This window comes from bacterium (assembly GCA_024742285.1).
In the GTDB taxonomy this organism is placed as follows: Bacteria; Myxococcota_A; UBA9160; order UBA9160; family UBA4427; genus UBA4427.
The window spans coordinates 245347-260059 of the sequence record JANSYR010000007.1 but is presented as its reverse complement, the minus strand read 5'-3'; the positions used below and the strand labels follow the sequence as shown (position 1 = coordinate 260059).

13 protein-coding genes are annotated in these 14713 nt (G+C 68.2%); 7 read left to right on the top strand and 6 right to left on the bottom strand.

The genetic code is table 11. The features are described 5' to 3' along the window. Nucleotides 1-89 precede the first annotated feature (89 nt). From NXI30_14955 to NXI30_14945, 3 genes are all read right to left on the bottom strand, one after another. A complete protein-coding gene (locus NXI30_14955; GenBank protein MCR9095518.1) occupies nucleotides 90-731 on the bottom strand; it encodes a PEP-CTERM sorting domain-containing protein in 642 nt (213 codons plus the stop codon). Nucleotides 732-1016: 285 nt separating this feature from the next. Continuing rightward, entirely contained in the window at nucleotides 1017-1580 is a 564-nt protein-coding gene (locus NXI30_14950; GenBank protein ID MCR9095517.1) for a PEP-CTERM sorting domain-containing protein, read from the bottom strand. A gap of 656 nt (nucleotides 1581-2236) precedes the next feature. Next, nucleotides 2237-3442: an MFS transporter gene (locus NXI30_14945; GenBank protein ID MCR9095516.1), complete on the bottom strand. Its 1206-nt coding sequence runs from the start codon at nucleotides 3440-3442 to the stop codon at nucleotides 2237-2239. Nucleotides 3443-3584: 142 nt separating this feature from the next. On the opposite strand from NXI30_14945, the gene NXI30_14940 reads away from it, so the two are divergent. The 4 genes from NXI30_14940 to NXI30_14925 are packed head-to-tail and all read left to right on the top strand — an operon-like array spanning nucleotide 3585 to nucleotide 8026. Beyond that, entirely contained in the window at nucleotides 3585-4289 is a 705-nt protein-coding gene (locus tag NXI30_14940) for a methylamine utilization protein (GenBank protein MCR9095515.1), read from the top strand. Continuing rightward, nucleotides 4286-6637 carry an EAL domain-containing protein gene (locus tag NXI30_14935; protein MCR9095514.1) on the top strand — a complete coding sequence of 784 codons (2352 nt, stop codon included), beginning with the start codon at nucleotides 4286-4288 and terminating at the stop codon, nucleotides 6635-6637. Before NXI30_14940 ends, NXI30_14935 begins: the two co-directional genes overlap by 4 nt. Nucleotides 6638-6659: 22 nt before the next feature. Next, entirely contained in the window at nucleotides 6660-7505 is an 846-nt protein-coding gene (locus NXI30_14930; protein MCR9095513.1) for a DUF3034 family protein, read from the top strand. Continuing rightward, nucleotides 7505-8026 carry a group 1 truncated hemoglobin gene (locus NXI30_14925; GenBank protein ID MCR9095512.1) on the top strand — a complete coding sequence of 174 codons (522 nt, stop codon included), beginning with the start codon at nucleotides 7505-7507 and terminating at the stop codon, nucleotides 8024-8026. Before NXI30_14930 ends, NXI30_14925 begins: the two co-directional genes overlap by 1 nt. 41 nt (nucleotides 8027-8067) lie before the next feature. Here the strand turns inward: NXI30_14925 and NXI30_14920 are convergent, their stop codons facing one another. Next, the gene (locus NXI30_14920) at nucleotides 8068-9117 is read right to left on the bottom strand and encodes a CoA ester lyase (protein MCR9095511.1); all 1050 of its coding nucleotides are present in this window, start codon (nucleotides 9115-9117) and stop codon (nucleotides 8068-8070) included. Nucleotides 9118-9548: 431 nt separating this feature from the next. Between NXI30_14920 and NXI30_14915 the strand changes: the two genes are divergently transcribed. The 3 genes from NXI30_14915 to NXI30_14905 all read left to right on the top strand — a co-directional run bounded on the left by NXI30_14915 (nucleotide 9549) and on the right by NXI30_14905 (nucleotide 11634). Continuing rightward, nucleotides 9549-9965 carry a response regulator gene (locus NXI30_14915; protein MCR9095510.1) on the top strand — a complete coding sequence of 139 codons (417 nt, stop codon included), beginning with the start codon at nucleotides 9549-9551 and terminating at the stop codon, nucleotides 9963-9965. Next, nucleotides 9965-10798 carry a chemotaxis protein CheX gene (locus NXI30_14910; protein MCR9095509.1) on the top strand — a complete coding sequence of 278 codons (834 nt, stop codon included), beginning with the start codon at nucleotides 9965-9967 and terminating at the stop codon, nucleotides 10796-10798. The genes NXI30_14915 and NXI30_14910 overlap by 1 nt, the downstream gene beginning before the upstream one ends. Nucleotides 10799-10896: 98 nt before the next feature. Next, a complete protein-coding gene (locus NXI30_14905; GenBank protein MCR9095508.1) occupies nucleotides 10897-11634 on the top strand; it encodes an NUDIX hydrolase in 738 nt (245 codons plus the stop codon). A gap of 36 nt (nucleotides 11635-11670) precedes the next feature. Here the strand turns inward: NXI30_14905 and NXI30_14900 are convergent, their stop codons facing one another. Continuing rightward, on the bottom strand, nucleotides 11671-13107 hold the full coding sequence (locus tag NXI30_14900; protein MCR9095507.1) for an amidohydrolase family protein: 1437 nt from the start codon (nucleotides 13105-13107) through the stop codon (nucleotides 11671-11673). Nucleotides 13108-13438: 331 nt separating this feature from the next. After that, entirely contained in the window at nucleotides 13439-14554 is a 1116-nt protein-coding gene (locus NXI30_14895) for a MaoC family dehydratase (GenBank protein ID MCR9095506.1), read from the bottom strand. Nucleotides 14555-14713 lie beyond the last annotated feature (159 nt).

Sequence of the window (14713 nt, the reverse complement as noted above, 5' to 3'; positions counted from 1 at the left end):
CGTCCGAAACGCGAACGCCCGACATCGCAGGCGATGTCGGGCGTCGATTCCAGGTCTTCGAACGCCGCTTCGTCGAGCGGCGCGAAGGACTAGCTGCGACGGCGGTTGAGGCTCGCGAGGCCGCTCAGGCCGAGACCGAGCAGCAGGGCCGTCCCGGGCTCGGGAACGACCGAGACGTCGACCGTGTGGCGGAAGTAGCGGGTGTTGCCGTCGACGCTCGCGCTGAAGTCCGAGGTCGGCCCGCCGAAGATCAGCCCGCACGTCGGCGAAGCCGTGTCGACGCCGGTGCACAGCCCGGTGGTGTTCACGTTGATCGCGTTGAAGACCACGGCGCCACCGATGTCCGGCGTCACGGTCCCGGTGATGGTCGCGATCTGGTCCGTGATGGTCGCGCCACCGCTTCCGTCGAGGGTGATCGCGAACGAGCCGGAGTAGGTCACCCCGGAGAAGTCGATCGACGAGACGGCGCCGTCCGAACCCGACAGCGTCGCCGAGGCGAGGCTGATCGTGAAGTCGAGGGTGCTCCCGGTGATCTCCAGGTCGCCCGTCACGGGGGCGGAGGCATCCAGGTTGTAGATCACGTCGAAGGCGCAGGGCGAATCGCCGCAGCCCTGCGCCTGATCGAGCCCACTCGAGGCGGGATCGATCGGGCCGGCGAGCGCCGAGCTGGCCGAGAAGAGCAAGCCACTCAGTGCAAGTACCGGAACAGCCTTCGAGAATCGCAGTCGCATCGGGAGGTTCCTCTACCGGAATCGAGCATTGTCAGGTCAGCGGGTACGCCGAGAAGCTTAAACCACGCGCTCTCGAAAATGTCAGACTTTCTGAGGCGCAGAGCATGATTTCCGCACCCGAAACGTGTCTTTGCCGACCCGAACTGCTCCGCGCGCGCGGCTACCCTCGGGGCCCCCACGGGCGGGGGACGAGGGCGGGTATCGCGACGGACGGAACCCCTGGGCAGCGAATCCCCGAGCGAGCGCCGAGCCCTCGGCTCGGGGACCTGCTTCCCGATCCCTGCGTCAGCGCTGCTCGGTGCGGCGACCGGAGGCAGAGAGTCCCGCCAGACCGAGGCCGAGGAGCAGAGCCGTTCCCGGCTCGGGGACGACGCCGAAGAAGGTGAAGTCGGCCTTCACGTCGATGGTCTGGCCCATGGGGGCGTCGAAGGTCGCCAGCGTGACGCCGAAGATCGCCAGGTCGAGCTGCGTCCCCGAGACGAAGAGCGATCCGCCCGTCGACGAGTTCGTGGACTCGTAGTAGGTCGGCGGCGGCGGCGCTCCGACGGCCTGGACGTCGCCGCTCATGACCGTGGCAATGTTGAAGGAGCCTGCGCCGCTCACCAGGGCGGTCGCTCCGGGGGCCTCGACGAGCATCGCGTTGCTCACCTCGACGATGTCGAGTCCGACCACGGTCTGGTCGAGATCGAGAACGAACGTCCCGGTCGGGATCAGCTCGAGCCCCGACAGCGTGTCCGTGCCGGGGTCGAACTCCACGAAGGATCCGCCCAGGGTGAGGATCACCGGATCCGCCGCACCGGGCTCGATCACGGACGTGCTCGTCCCCGCGAGCTCCGCGCGGAGCGACATCGAGCCGCCGGTGAAGGTGTAGGTGGCAGCGGACGCAAACGTAGGTGCGAGCAGCAGGAGCCCAACGAATACGGCGCAACGAACAGCCAGATCTCTCAGCATTGAACAGGTCCTTCTCAACGATGAGCGCCCCCTTCCCAGTAGGGCGCCGATACTTCTGCAGAGGTTCGACTCACCACGTGACCTTGCATGCTCCGCGGGCCGCATGCTTGGTGAGGCAGGACTCCGTCACCTCGCAGCACGAGGAGGGATCGAACGCACCGGTCGTGTCGAGCGGGGCGGGATCTCGCGGGCGACGGTCGTCTGTGCCTCCTGACTCTCGCGAGCCAGGGACGCGCCGAACGATAAATGGATGTCGCAACCGCGTGAAGCCGAATTCACGCTGCCTTCCCAGTGCGGGATCCAGGGATCCTGCACATTCGACCCTACAGGAATGAACCACTTGGGTGGGAAATATTGTCCCCGCCGTCATGCTTTATTGATTAGAGGGAACCGATCCGACCCCGATCTGAAATGTTCTCGTAACTATCCGGTATCTCGTGGTATTTTCGCGCACAGGCCGGTTGCGCGGGTGCGGGGCGCCGGTCGGTACGACAGTTCGTCGGACTCTGCGCCCCATGGAGTCCGACGTTCGATCCGCGCACGGCGCGTGCGGATCAGGTGGTCAGTCCCCGCGCGCGCAGTCGAAGCAGGAAGGGCAGGGAAACGGCGACGCAGAGCATCTCCGCGGCCCCCGCGACGACGAAGGCCGCCTGGTAGCCGGCCGCGGCCCCGTGGCTCGCGCGAACCGTGTCGCTCACGAAGCCGCCGGTGAGCGGTCCCAGGATGAAGCCGAGACTGCCGGCGGTATTGAACGCGCCGAGGGCGGTCGAACGGATCTCCGGCGGGGTCAGATCCGTCGTCATCAGCATCGACGGCACGAACATGACCGCCGCGGACATGCCGATGATCGCCATGCCGGGCGCGATCCACTCCGTCGGCCAGAACCCGAGGCTCGCCGTCAGGACGCCGTAGATCGCCGAGCCGCCGCACAGGAGCGCCGTTTTCGAGAGACGGTCGGCGAGGACGCCGAAGGGGAAGGAGAGGAGCGCGAAGGGCAGCATGAACACCGCGATCCACATCCCCACCTGCGGCGGGTCGGCGCCGTGGAGCCCCGAGGCGAAGAGCGAGAAGGTGGTCGTGTAGAAGCCGACGGTGAAGCGGTCGGCGAAGGCGAAGACGAGGGGCGCGATCATCGAGCGGTGGCGCTTGATCGCCTGCCAGATCTCGCTCGCGCCAGGCCGTGATTCCGTGCTCTTCGGGTCGAGCAGGGCGAACGAGGCGAGGAGGGCCGCGCCCACCAGCAGCCCGGCGCCGGTCATCAGGGGCCGAAGCACGTCCTCCCGCCCGAGGACGCCGCCGATCGGCGCGCCGATCGCGACGCCGAGCATCATCCCGGCGCCGGTCATGCCCATCGTGAACCCGCGCCCGTCTTCGCCGCCGAGGCTCGCCGAGATCGAGAGCAGCAGCGAGAGCGCGAAGATGTGGGCGCAGCCCTCGATGAAGCGGATGCCCAGGAAGACCGGGAAGGACGTGTCGAGGGACATCGCGACGAAGCAGAGCGCGTCGACCACGAGGGCGCCGATTACCAGCGGCCGACGCTTGCCGATCCGGTCCGCCAGCGCCCCCGCGATCGGTGCTGCGATCGCCGCGCCGATCATGTTGATCGACATGAAGAGCGAGGTCAGCAGCTCCGAGACCGCGAAGCGTTCGCCGACCAGCTCACGCAGGATCGGCACCGGCAACGTCACCGGCATCATGATCGAGACGGCAAGAAGGCCCATGAGCGCGATGTGCGCACGTGCCGGCGCTTCCATTTTCATCTCCGTGACTGTAGCGATCGGCGCTCAGATCGAGGGTAGTGCACTCCCGACGACGCGACCGGGGGCCGCGGCCCTCAAGCCGGGACCACGCAGCGTCGAAAAAGACCCCATGGAAGCAGCGTCTTCACGTCGGACTGCACGCATGCGCCGACGCGGGGGGCTCGGCGTGTGGGTCCTGCTGGCCGCCCTTCTGACGAGCCGACAGGCGATCTCCGGCCTGACCGTCGAGGTGTCGGCGCTCGACGGGTCGCCAGTACGCGATGCGGTCGTCTCGCTCGAGCGGATCGACGAAGCGAGCGGCCTCGTCGTCTCGAGCGAAGGCCCCGCGTCGTCGTCCGAACGGTCCGGGCCGCGCGCCGTGATGGATCAGATCGACCTCGCCTTCGAGCCGCACGTACTCGCCGTCGAGGCGGGCACATGGATCGACTTTCCGAACAGCGACCAGGTCCGCCACAGCATCTATTCGTTCAGCGCCGCACGCACCTTCGAGATCAAGCTCTACCGCGGCAGCGAAGTGCCTCCGATCCAGTTCGGTCGCGCGGGCCTCGCCGTGCTCGGCTGCAACATTCACGACGACATGCTCGCCTACGTCTACGTCCTCGAGACGAAGCATTTCGCGGTAACCGGGTCGGACGGGCGGGCCCGGATCGACGGGGTCGTCGCTGCTCGCTACCGCGTGCGTGTGCGACACCCTCGCCTCGAGGAGAGCATCGTGCTCGAGTCGGAACGATCGCTCGGCGCGGACGACCACCTCCAGCTGACCCTGCCTTCCCGGCCCCCACCGCGCGCCGCACCGCGTGAGGAGCACGACGACGATCTGGGCGATGTCTTCGGGGCGCTCCGTTGATCGAGTCACTCGGCTTCCGCGCCCGGCTGCTCGCGGCGATGCTCGTCGTGATCGTCGGGCTGCACGCGGCGACGAGCTACGTCGTCCTCGCCCGCGCCGAGCGGCAGGGGGAGGCACGTGCCATCGCCGAGCTCGACGCCGGTCGTCGCGTCTTCGAGCGGCTGTTCGAAGATCGGGAGCAACGCCTGCTCTCGACCGTCGGCGTCCTGGTCACCGACTTCGGGTTGCGGAGTGCGGTCGCGACGAAGGACGCGGCGACGGTCGCGTCGGCGCTCGCCAACCATGGTCGTCGCGTCGGCGCGAGCCTGGCCTTCCTGCTCGACGTCGACGGCGACCTGGTGGCGGTCGATCCGGCGCAGGCGAGTCTCGACACGGACACCGAGCGCCTCGATCGCGTCGTCGCCGAGGCCCGAGATGCCGGCGCGGCCAGCGGGGTCGTCTTCCTCCGTGGGCAGCTGCAACAGATCGTGTTGGTCCCCGTCAAGGCGCCGATCACGGTCGGTTGGGTGGGCATGGGCTTCGAGCTCGACGTCGATCTTGCGCGCGAGCTGCAGGGGCTCACCGGACTCCACGTCTCGTTCTGGTCGCGTCGCTCTCCGAACGGATCCGTTCGACTCTCGTCGACGCTCCCCCTGCCGGACCGCAGGGCGCTCGCCGCGCGGCTCGCGCTCGACGAACTCGACGCCCGCGCCGCAGGCTCCGAGAACTTCGAGGCGCTGGGCTGGTTCGCGCAGGCGGTCGAGCTGGGCGGAGGTTCCGACGCGAGCTTCGGGGCGGTGTTGCAGACGTCCTATGCCGCCGCGATGGCGCCGGTCGTCGAACAGCGACGCGAACTCGTGACCTTCTTCGCGGCCGCCGTCGCGCTCGCGCTCGCGTCTTCCCTCGCGGTCGCGCGACGCGTGACGCGTCCGGTCTCGATGCTCGCCAATGCCGTCGAGGCCGTCTCGGCGGGCGACGTCCGTGCCGAGATCGACCTGCCGGAATCGCGCGACGAGTTCGGTGCGCTCGCGCGTACGTTTCGGATCATGCAGGAGACCGTCGCGGATCGCGAGGAGCGGATCCTGCACGAGAGTCTTCACGATCGGCTGACGCGCCTGCCGAATCGCGCCGCAGTCGAGAACGAGCTCGACCGACGTCTCTCGGGAGACGAGGCCTTCTGCGTGCTCCACATCGACGTGGCGCAGCTGAAGGACATCAATGGCGCGTTCGGCGCCACGATCGGCGACGAGCTGCTGGTGCGGAGCGCGGAGCGACTCGCGGCGACGGCTGGAATCACGTGGCTCGGCCGCGTCGGGGGTGACGAGTTCCTCGCGATCACCGAGGCGCGGGACGCCGTCGCGCTCGAAGAAGTCACCCGCGCGGCGTGTGAGCAGCTCGAGGCGCCGCACGAGATTCGCGACGTCCAGGTGTCGGTCGGTGTTCGCGTCGGAACGGCCAGCGTTCCCGCGGATGGTCGCGCCGTCGACGAGGTCATGCGCAGGGCGGAGATGGCGCTCGGGCTGGCGAAACAATCGCCGTCCGGGATCGCCGCCTACCTGCCTGGTCTGGAAGAGGCGAATCAACGTCGGATCGGAATCGCGATCGAGCTGGAACGTGCGCTCGAAGAAGGCCAGCTCGAGCTCCACTACCAGCCGAAGCTCGACCTCGTCTCGGCGCGGGTCGTCGGCGTCGAGGCCTTGATTCGTTGGACCCATCCGGTCATGGGGCGAATGAATCCGGAGGAGTTCATCGGGATCGCCGAGCAGACCGGCTTCATCGGGAACGTCTCGCGCTGGGTTCTCGAGGTCGCGTGTCGACGGATCGCTCAGTGGTCGGCGAGCGGGATCGATCTCGTCGTGAGCATCAATCTTTCCGCCCACGACGCCGGCGAGCCAGATCTGCCCGAGCGGATCGCCGAGGTGCTCCGAGAGAGCGGTGCGCCGCCCGAACGGCTCACGATCGAGGTGACCGAGAGCGCGATCATGGATCACCCCGAGCAGGCGGCGGACGTCCTGGCGCGAGTGCGCGAGATGGGCGTCGGCGTCTCGATCGACGACTTCGGGACGGGGCATTCGTCGCTGGCGCAGCTGCGGACCCTCCCGGTGGACGAACTCAAGATCGATCAGGCCTTCGTCCGGAATCTCCGGGAAGCCTCCGCCGACGAGGCCATCATCCGGGCGACCGTCGAGCTCGGACACAGTCTCGGACTCAAGGTTGTCGCCGAGGGCGTCGAAGACCGCATCAGTTGGAAGATCCTGCAGCGAAACGGCTGCGACGTCGCGCAGGGCTACTGGATGGGGCGGCCCATGCCGGAAGACGAGTTCTCGATCTGGCTCGATCGATTCGAGAAGGAGGGCCTCGATGCGTGATCGTCGAGCGAAACGAGGGCGGATGAGACGGGCGGGCCCTCGCATCGCGCTGGGCGTGATCGCCGCGCTCCTGGCGGCGTCACCGGCGGCGGCGGGCGGGCGTCTGCTGGCGACCGGAGGCGCGACCCAGATCGAGGGCTCCGCCGGGAGTGGGATCGTCCCGTGGGCCGTGATCGCGGGGACCGGGACGGACTCCGAGGTCGGCGGATCGGCCTTCGGTACGGGCGTCTTCGTGGATGATCTGCGGCTCGCGAGCTTCGGCGCTGCGATCGGGCTCTACGACCGCGTGGAGCTCTCCTTCGCGCACCAGCGCCTCGAGGTCCGCCCCCTCGACGAGCTGATCAAGCAGAACGTGTTCGGCGTGAAGGTGCGCGTCGCGGGTGACCTCGTCTACGGATCGCTGCCGGCGATCGCGGTCGGTGCGCAGTTCAAACACGTCCTCGACTTCGACGTCCCGCGGCTGGTCGGCGCGGACGACGACTGGGGCGTCGATCTCTACGCGGGAGTGAGCAAGGTCTACCTGGGCGCGCTGGCGGGGCACAACGTGCTGCTCAACGGCGTCGTCCGAGCGAGCCGGGCCAACGAGCTCGGGCTGCTCGGATTCGGCGGACCCGGTCGCGACAACTACCAGTTCCACTTCGAGGGGACCGCGGCGATCTTCCTCACGCGCCGCGTGCTCCTGGGCTACGACTTCCGCCACAAGAACAGCAATCTGCGCGCCTTCGACGAAGACCCGTGGCACGACGTCTTCCTGGCCGTCGTTCCGAGTCACCACTTCAAGCTCGTCGCGGCCTACGGACGCTTCGGGCAGGTCGCCGGCCTGGGGCACCAGGACGGGGGCTATCTCTCGATCCAGGGGAGCTTCTGATGCGGAACCACACCCATCGAACGACGAGTCTCCGGGCGCGCGCCGTGCTGGGGGCGACCCTTTGGCTCGCGCTCTCGACGTTCGTGACGGGCTGCGCCGAGATTCCTCAGCTCGACCGGCGACCGCTCTACGTCCAGCTCGGGGGCGTCGAGGGCGTCGATCGGGTCGCGGACCGTTTCGTGCGCGAGCTCGCGACCGACCCGAACACCCGACCGCACTTCGAGGGGATCGATGCGCGTCGCTTCCGTTCTCAGATCGCGGCCCATCTCTGCGAGATCGCGGATGGCCCCTGCACCTACGACGGCGACTCGATGCTCGAAGTCCATCGGGGGATGGAGATCGATCAGCGCGCGTTCAACGCCACCGTGGAGTGTCTGATCCGGGCGATGGAGTCGCTCCGGGTGCCAGTGCCCGCTCAGAACCGCCTGCTCGCCCGGCTCGCGCCGATGCACGCAGACATCGTCACGTCGCGGGCGAAGGCGCGCTATCCGACCCTCGACGCGCCCGCTTCGAGCGAGTAGCGCGCGACGACCGAGCACGGCCGCCACATCATTCGAGCAAGCTAGAACCCGTACGCTTCCCGCAGCTCGTCGTCGTTCTCGCAGAGCATGCGCGCGAGCTCGACCATGACGCGACACTGCTTGACCGTCGCGTCGTCCTGCATCTTGCCGTCGATCATGACCGCGCCGGTGCCGTCGCCCATCTCGTCGATGACCTTCTTGGCCCAGAGGACCTCGTCGACCGGTGGCGAGAATACCTTCTTGGCGATGTCGATCTGAACGGGGTGGAGGCTCCAGGTGCCGACGCAGCCCATCAGGAAGGCGTTCCGGAACTGGTCCTCGCAGGCGACCGTGTCCTTGATGTCGCCGAAGGGGCCGTAGTAGGGGAGGATGCCGTTGGCGTTACACGCGTCGACCATGCGGGCCATCGTGTAGTGCCAGAGGTCCTGCTGCGCGGTCGGGCGCGGGGCGTCGGGGTTCGCGGCGTCGGGGTCCGTGCGGACGACGTATCCCGGGTGGCCGCCGCCGACGCGGGTCGTCTTCATGCGGCGGCTGGCGGCGAGGTCCGCCGGCCCGAGCGAGAGGCCCTGCATCCGCGGGCTCGCGGCGCAGATCTCCTCGACGTTCGCGACGCCGAGGGCCGTCTCGAGGATCGCGTGGATCATCAGCGGCTTCTCGAGGCGGTGGCGCGCCTCGAGCTGGGCCAGCAGGCGGTCGACGTAGTGGATGTCCCAGGCCCCCTCGACCTTCGGGACCATGATCACGTCGAGCTTGTTGCCGAGCCCTTCGACGAGGGTCATGACGTCGTCGAGGAACCAGGGCGAGTCGAGGCTGTTCACGCGGGTCCAGAGCTGGCAGCTCCCGAAGTCGGTCTCGTTGCCGATCTTCACGAGGCCCTCGCGCGCCGCGATCTTGTTGTCCGCCTGGATCGCATCCTCGAGGTTTCCGAGCAGGACGTCGCACTTCTTGGCGATGTCCGGGATCTTCGTCGCCATCTTCGCGTTGCTGGGATCGAAGAAGTGGATCATCCGCGAGGGCTTGAAGGGGATCTCGCGGAGGGGCTCGGGCGCACCGAGCGCCATCGGCTGAAAGAAGTCTTTCGCGCTTCGCATCCTGGGGGTCTCCTCGCGTGCGCGCCGGACCGGTCGCGCCGCTTCCATGCGCTCGGTCGGTCGACGAGCGCCGCCTCGGGGGGCCCGCGTTCCGGCGGCCCGTCGAGGCGAAGTGAGGTCTGGCTGGCAGTTCTCGGGGGTTCCCTGTTCACAGGCGTTCCCAAGCGTCGCCCGGAGCGCCGCCCCGGACGGAGCGGGGAACCCGTAAGGTCGCGGACTCTATGACTTTTCGTAAGCAACGGCAAGAACGACAGCACTGACCGGCGTTCCGAAGGCAAGCCGCGCGCAGCGTCCTCGGATTCGGGTTGCGAGGGGCCGGGTCCCGCTCAATCGGGACCGGCTTCGCGTCGAAAGATTCTTCGCGGGCCGGTGTCGGATCGGCCGCGCCGGTCCGGGTCGCGCGCGCGACCGGACGGCAGTCGGAGGAGATCATGGCGCGAAAGATCAACGTCTTGCTGGTGGACGACAGCCGTACGGTGCTGGCGCAGCTCGAGCGGATTCTCGAGGAGGTCGACGGTGTCGCGATCGTCGGCACGGCGCGCGACGGCGCGGCCGCGATCCGCATGGCGTCCGAGGTCTCGCCCGACCTCGTCCTCCTCGACATCGTGATGCCGGGTCTCGACGGACTCTCCGCGCTCCGCACGATCAAGTCGATGCATCCCCGGATCGAGGTCGCGATGGTGTCGTCCGTGAGCGGGGATGCGCAGAAGGCCGAAGAGGCGTTCAGGCTCGGTGCCTGTCAGGTCCTGGGCAAGCCCTTCGATCCCGAGGTGATCGAGTCGCTCGTCGAGAACGTGCGCGTCGCCGCCGGGAATCCTCCGGCTTCGATGGAAGAGGGGGAGGGCTGATGGCGGTCAAGTTCTTCGGCCAGTTCCTCATCGACCAGGGAGAGATCGACGCGAGCCACCTTCGCGAAGCCCTCGATCTGATGGAGGACACGAATCCCACGCTCGGCGAGCTCGCGATCGAGTGCGGCTACATGACGCAGCGCCAGGCCACCCAGGTCAGCGCCGCGCAGCGGAATCAAGATCTTCCCTTCGGTGATCTCGCCGTGAAGATGGGCTTCCTCGGCTCGGATCAGCTGGTCGACGTCGTGCAGCGCCAGGCGACCCAGCGCCTGCCGGTCGGTCAGGCACTGGTCCGGCTCGGCTACCTCGACGCCGACCGCCTCGGCATGCTGCTCGACGCGTACAAGGCGGACCAGGCTCCCTACGACGTCGCGGAACCGGACCTGCCGGACGCCCTCGCGAATCACCGCGCGACCAAGTACGTCCTCGAGCTGCTCCCGCGCTTCCTCATGCGGGTCGCGCGCATGCAGGCGAAGCTCGGCGAGATCCAGGCATTCGCGAGCGTGCCCCCCTTCGCCGAGGTCTGCGTCTCGGTCCACGTGAAGGGCGTGCGCGGTCTCGAGGTCGCCCTCGTCTCGGACAACGCGTTCGCCGAGGCGCTCGCCATGGCCGCCAGCGGCCTCCAGCCCTCCGACCTCGATCCCGAGATGGTCGCGGACGGGGTGGGCGAGTTCCTGAACGTCCTCGGCGGCAACGCCGTGAGCGCGGTGACGAAGGAAGGCCAGCGGGTCGAGCTCGGTCCGCCGGACTACGATGCGCAGCTCGCGGACGGCTGGATCGTCGAGCTCGCGGTCGGCACCGGGCGAGCGGCCCTGGTGCTCAGCACGTTCTGATCCTGCTGGTCTGCGCGCCGCGAGCGCGCCACCGACCACGCGCTCGTGCTTCGGTCCGAGGCGCAGGTTCGCGCCGGGCTGCGTGTTACGATCGTGCGATGGCGGAAGAGACCCAGCAAGAACACGCCGCCCGCCTCGAACGGTGGGCGAAGGAAGGCAGGACCGGGCTTCCGCCCATCCTCGCGGCGACGGTGATCCTGTTGCGCGACGGACCGACGGGGCTCGAGACGCTGATGTTGAAGCGGAACTCGAAGATCGTCTTCGGCGGGATGTGGGTCTTCCCGGGAGGCCGACTCGACGACGCCGACTGGTCCGGCGTGCCCGCCGGCGACGAGCTCGCCGCCTCGCGACAAGCCGCTTCTCGTGAAGCGATGGAGGAGTCGGGGCTCGCCGTCGAGGTCGATTCGATGGTGCCCTTCTCCCATTGGACGCCGCCGCCGATCCAGCCCAAGCGGTTCCTGACCTGGTTCTTCGCCGCGCGGGCGGGTTCGGGTGAGGTCGCGATCGACGACGGGGAGATCAAGCAGTCCGAGTGGCTCTCGCCGCGCGCGGCCCTCGAGCGGCAGGCGACCAAGGAGATCGAACTCGCGCCGCCGACCTTCGTGACGCTCATGGATCTGATGGCCTTCGACGCCGTGGATTCCGCGCTCGCCGCCGCGGCAGATCGGACGCCGGAGCGTTACGCGACGAAGATCGGCGTGCTCGACGGAGTCGGGCCGGTGTCGATCTGGCACGGGGACGCGGGCTACGCCGAAGGGAATCCCCACGTCACCGGTCCGCGCCATCGCCTCACGATGGCGAAGGGCGGGCCCTGGACTTTCGAGCGGAGTCGCTGAGCGACGCTCGAGCGGGGACTCGCTCCGCCGCGCGGCTCAGGCGCCGCCGAGCCTCTGCTTCGCGTAGTCCTCGACGACCGTTCCCTCGAAGAAGTCCGGTCGCGCACCGCCGAGCAGCGCGATCGCGTTGTCGCAGGTGAAGGCGCGGAAGTCCTCCCGGTCGAGATGGCCGTCGTCGACGAGCTCCCAGGCCTCGGGCAGGACCTCCCGGAAATCCGGCACGTCCCAGTGGCCGATGTCGCTGGCGAAGATCGCGTTGAGCCGGGCACCCATCGGGATCTTCGCCTTGTCGAACGCGATCGCGTTCATCGGATCGTCCGCTTCACATCCGAAGAAGTACTTCTGCTCGAAGACGTCCTTGATGTCCTCCGTCGACTCGATGCCCGCTTCCGCGAACTCGTTCGCGAGGGCGCGGTCCTCCTCCGGGTCGCTCAGCATGAGCAGCGCGTCGTCGAGCCGATCGAGGGCACCCTGGACCGGCGCCGGGGCATGCTCCTTGAGGAGCTGCTCGATCAGACCGCGGTCGAGCTCGGCGGGATCGTAGTGGGCGATCGCGTCCTGGTTGCGCTTCTCGTAGTGGCCGAGGATGTCCGAGAAGAGGTTGGCCGCCCACCCGACGCCGCCCTCGAGGAAGCCGAAGCGGAGGTTCGGGAACCGCCGGGCCACGCCGCCGAAGAACATCGCGCGGCAGGCGGCTTCGCCGGCGCTCGCGAAGTTCCCGATGTGGTTGTAGACGTAGTTGCTCCGCGACATGCGCGAGCCCCAGCCCATTCCGCTCGCGTGAAACGTGATCGCGACGCCGAGTTCCTCGCAGCGCTTCCAGAGCGGGTCGTAGTCGTAGTCCGAATCGTGCGCGAGGGTGTCCATCCAGCGCGCACCCCGCACGTCCTCGGCGCCGGGGATCGGTCGCGAGATCACGCCGGAGAACATCGCGGCCTTGAGCCCGAGCTCGCCGACCGCGTAGTCGAGCTCCGCGATCGCCTCTTCCGGCGTGAAGCACGGGATCGCCGCGACGGGCTCCATCCGATCCCGGTACTCGCCGTAGCACTCCGCGTAGTAGCGGTTGTAGGCGCGAGCGAGGGCCGGGCGCAGCGAATCGTCGGGTGTCGCCGTGACCGTCAGCCCATACGTCGGGAAGAGCAGGGCGTAGTCGAGGCCGAGCTCGTCCATCCGTTCGTACATGAGCTTCGGCATCATCGCGGTCGCCCGGTCGAGCGTGTTCCGGGTCGGCACGCCCCACCACGCGAAGCGCGTCATGCCGAGGCCGCGCTTCGCCTCGTGCGGAACCTGTCGCGCGAGCGCGCTGCCCCCGAGCATCTGGTCGAAGCCCTGGGCGACTTCCTCCCCCGCGATCTCGACGAGGAAGTCCCGGACCAACGGGTTGTACTCGATCAGATGGCCATCGCCGTCGACGACGGGATGGTCCAGCTGCTTCCGGATGGCCTCGACTTCATCGCTGCGAACGAAATTCATTGGGGGTGCTCCTCAAGCTGACGATCCCAGCAGCATAGTCAGCACCCCCCGGCGCCGCCGGCGCCGCCCCACCCCCCAGCAGCCCGCTCCGAGTCGCCCCCGACACCCGCCAGACGAGCGTGCCCGAAGCGCCAGGCCAGCCAGGAGCGGAGCGCCTGAGTGGCGTGGGGCGGACGTCGGCGAAATAAAGCGCAGCCCACTGAGGCGTGGGTTGGAGCACGGCTGCCTGGAAACAGAAACGGCCGACGAAGCGAAGGCCCGACCCACGTGGGCGAGCCATTCGCCGCCGGCCGCACCACGCCGCGAAGCGCGCGGTGAACGAGCTAGGCCCTCAAGCGTAGTGGGACCGCCGCTTCACCGCGATCTGCCGATCGAGCTCGAAGATCTGCACCTTCTTCCAGCCGTCCGGCGCATCCTCCGAGGTATGCCCCTCTTCCTTGACGAACTTGTACCCGAAGAGCCGGGTGCTCACGAGGCCGAGATCGTCGCGGCCCGGGTAGTCGCACTTGTCGAGGAGCTGGGTCGCCGCGAAGACCGTGTCGCCCGCCTGGAGCGGCGCCGTGTGCTTGCCCGTCGTGTAGATCACGTCGCCGAGGGTGTTGTCGCCGACGTCCGGGCAGGAGAGGCCGAGGCAGAGCGTGAACGGGATGCCGCCGAAGATGATCAGCTGGCCGCCGACGTACTGCTTGGGGTCGAGGTCGATCATGTACTGGTTGCAGTGGACCTGGCTCGTGTTGTCGAGGATCGCCGTCATGGCGATGTGCTCGTCGGTCACGGTTCGCCCGCGGCTGTGTTCGATGCGCGAGCCGATCTCGAGGTCCTCGAAGTAGGAGTCGGGGCTCGTCAGGTGGGCCATCTCCTTGAGCTCGGGGCCCGCGTAGGGCGGGATGAAGAGCTCGCAGTCGATGTCGTCGGCGTCGATCAGGAAATCCTCGACGACCGCATCGTCGTCCCCCTTGTAGACCTGGACCTTGCGCTGCCAGGTCGCGACGATCGCTTCGTCGTCCGCTCCGAGGTTCTTGCGCGCGGTCGACTGGACGTGGACGACGCCCAGGTTCGGGCGGCTCTTCGAACACTTCACGCCGAGAACCTTGGTCTCGACCTCGAGGGTGTCACCGATGTAGACCGGCGCGCCGAACTTCATGTCGATGTACTCGAGGTTCGCGCGGGCGTTCTCGGAGATGTCTTCGACCGTCTGGCTGAACGCCACGAGCATCACCACGCCGGGCGGGCAGACCATGCCCTCGAAGCCGTACGCCCTGGCGTAGCGGGCGTTCTTGGCGAAGGGATGGGTCGTCATCGCGAACTCGGTGAAGGTCGTGAAGAGACCTTCCGTGATCGTCTTGCCGCCCTTGTGTCGGAAGATCTGTCCCGGCTTGAAGTCCTCGAGGAAGTTGCCGGTCTTCTTTCGGATGATCTTCGTGGGTTCGGACGTCTCTTCGGCCATCGGGGGTCTCCAGAGGGTTCAAAGGCTCGCGCGCTCGGGTGGGGAGCGCGGGCGCGGGATCTGTTCGGGGAGCCGGGACGGCGCGCGGCGCGCAGCCGGTCGAGCGGCGCGCGAGTCTATCTGCGGGCCCGGAGGGCTGCCAGCGACCGGCGGTTCGGG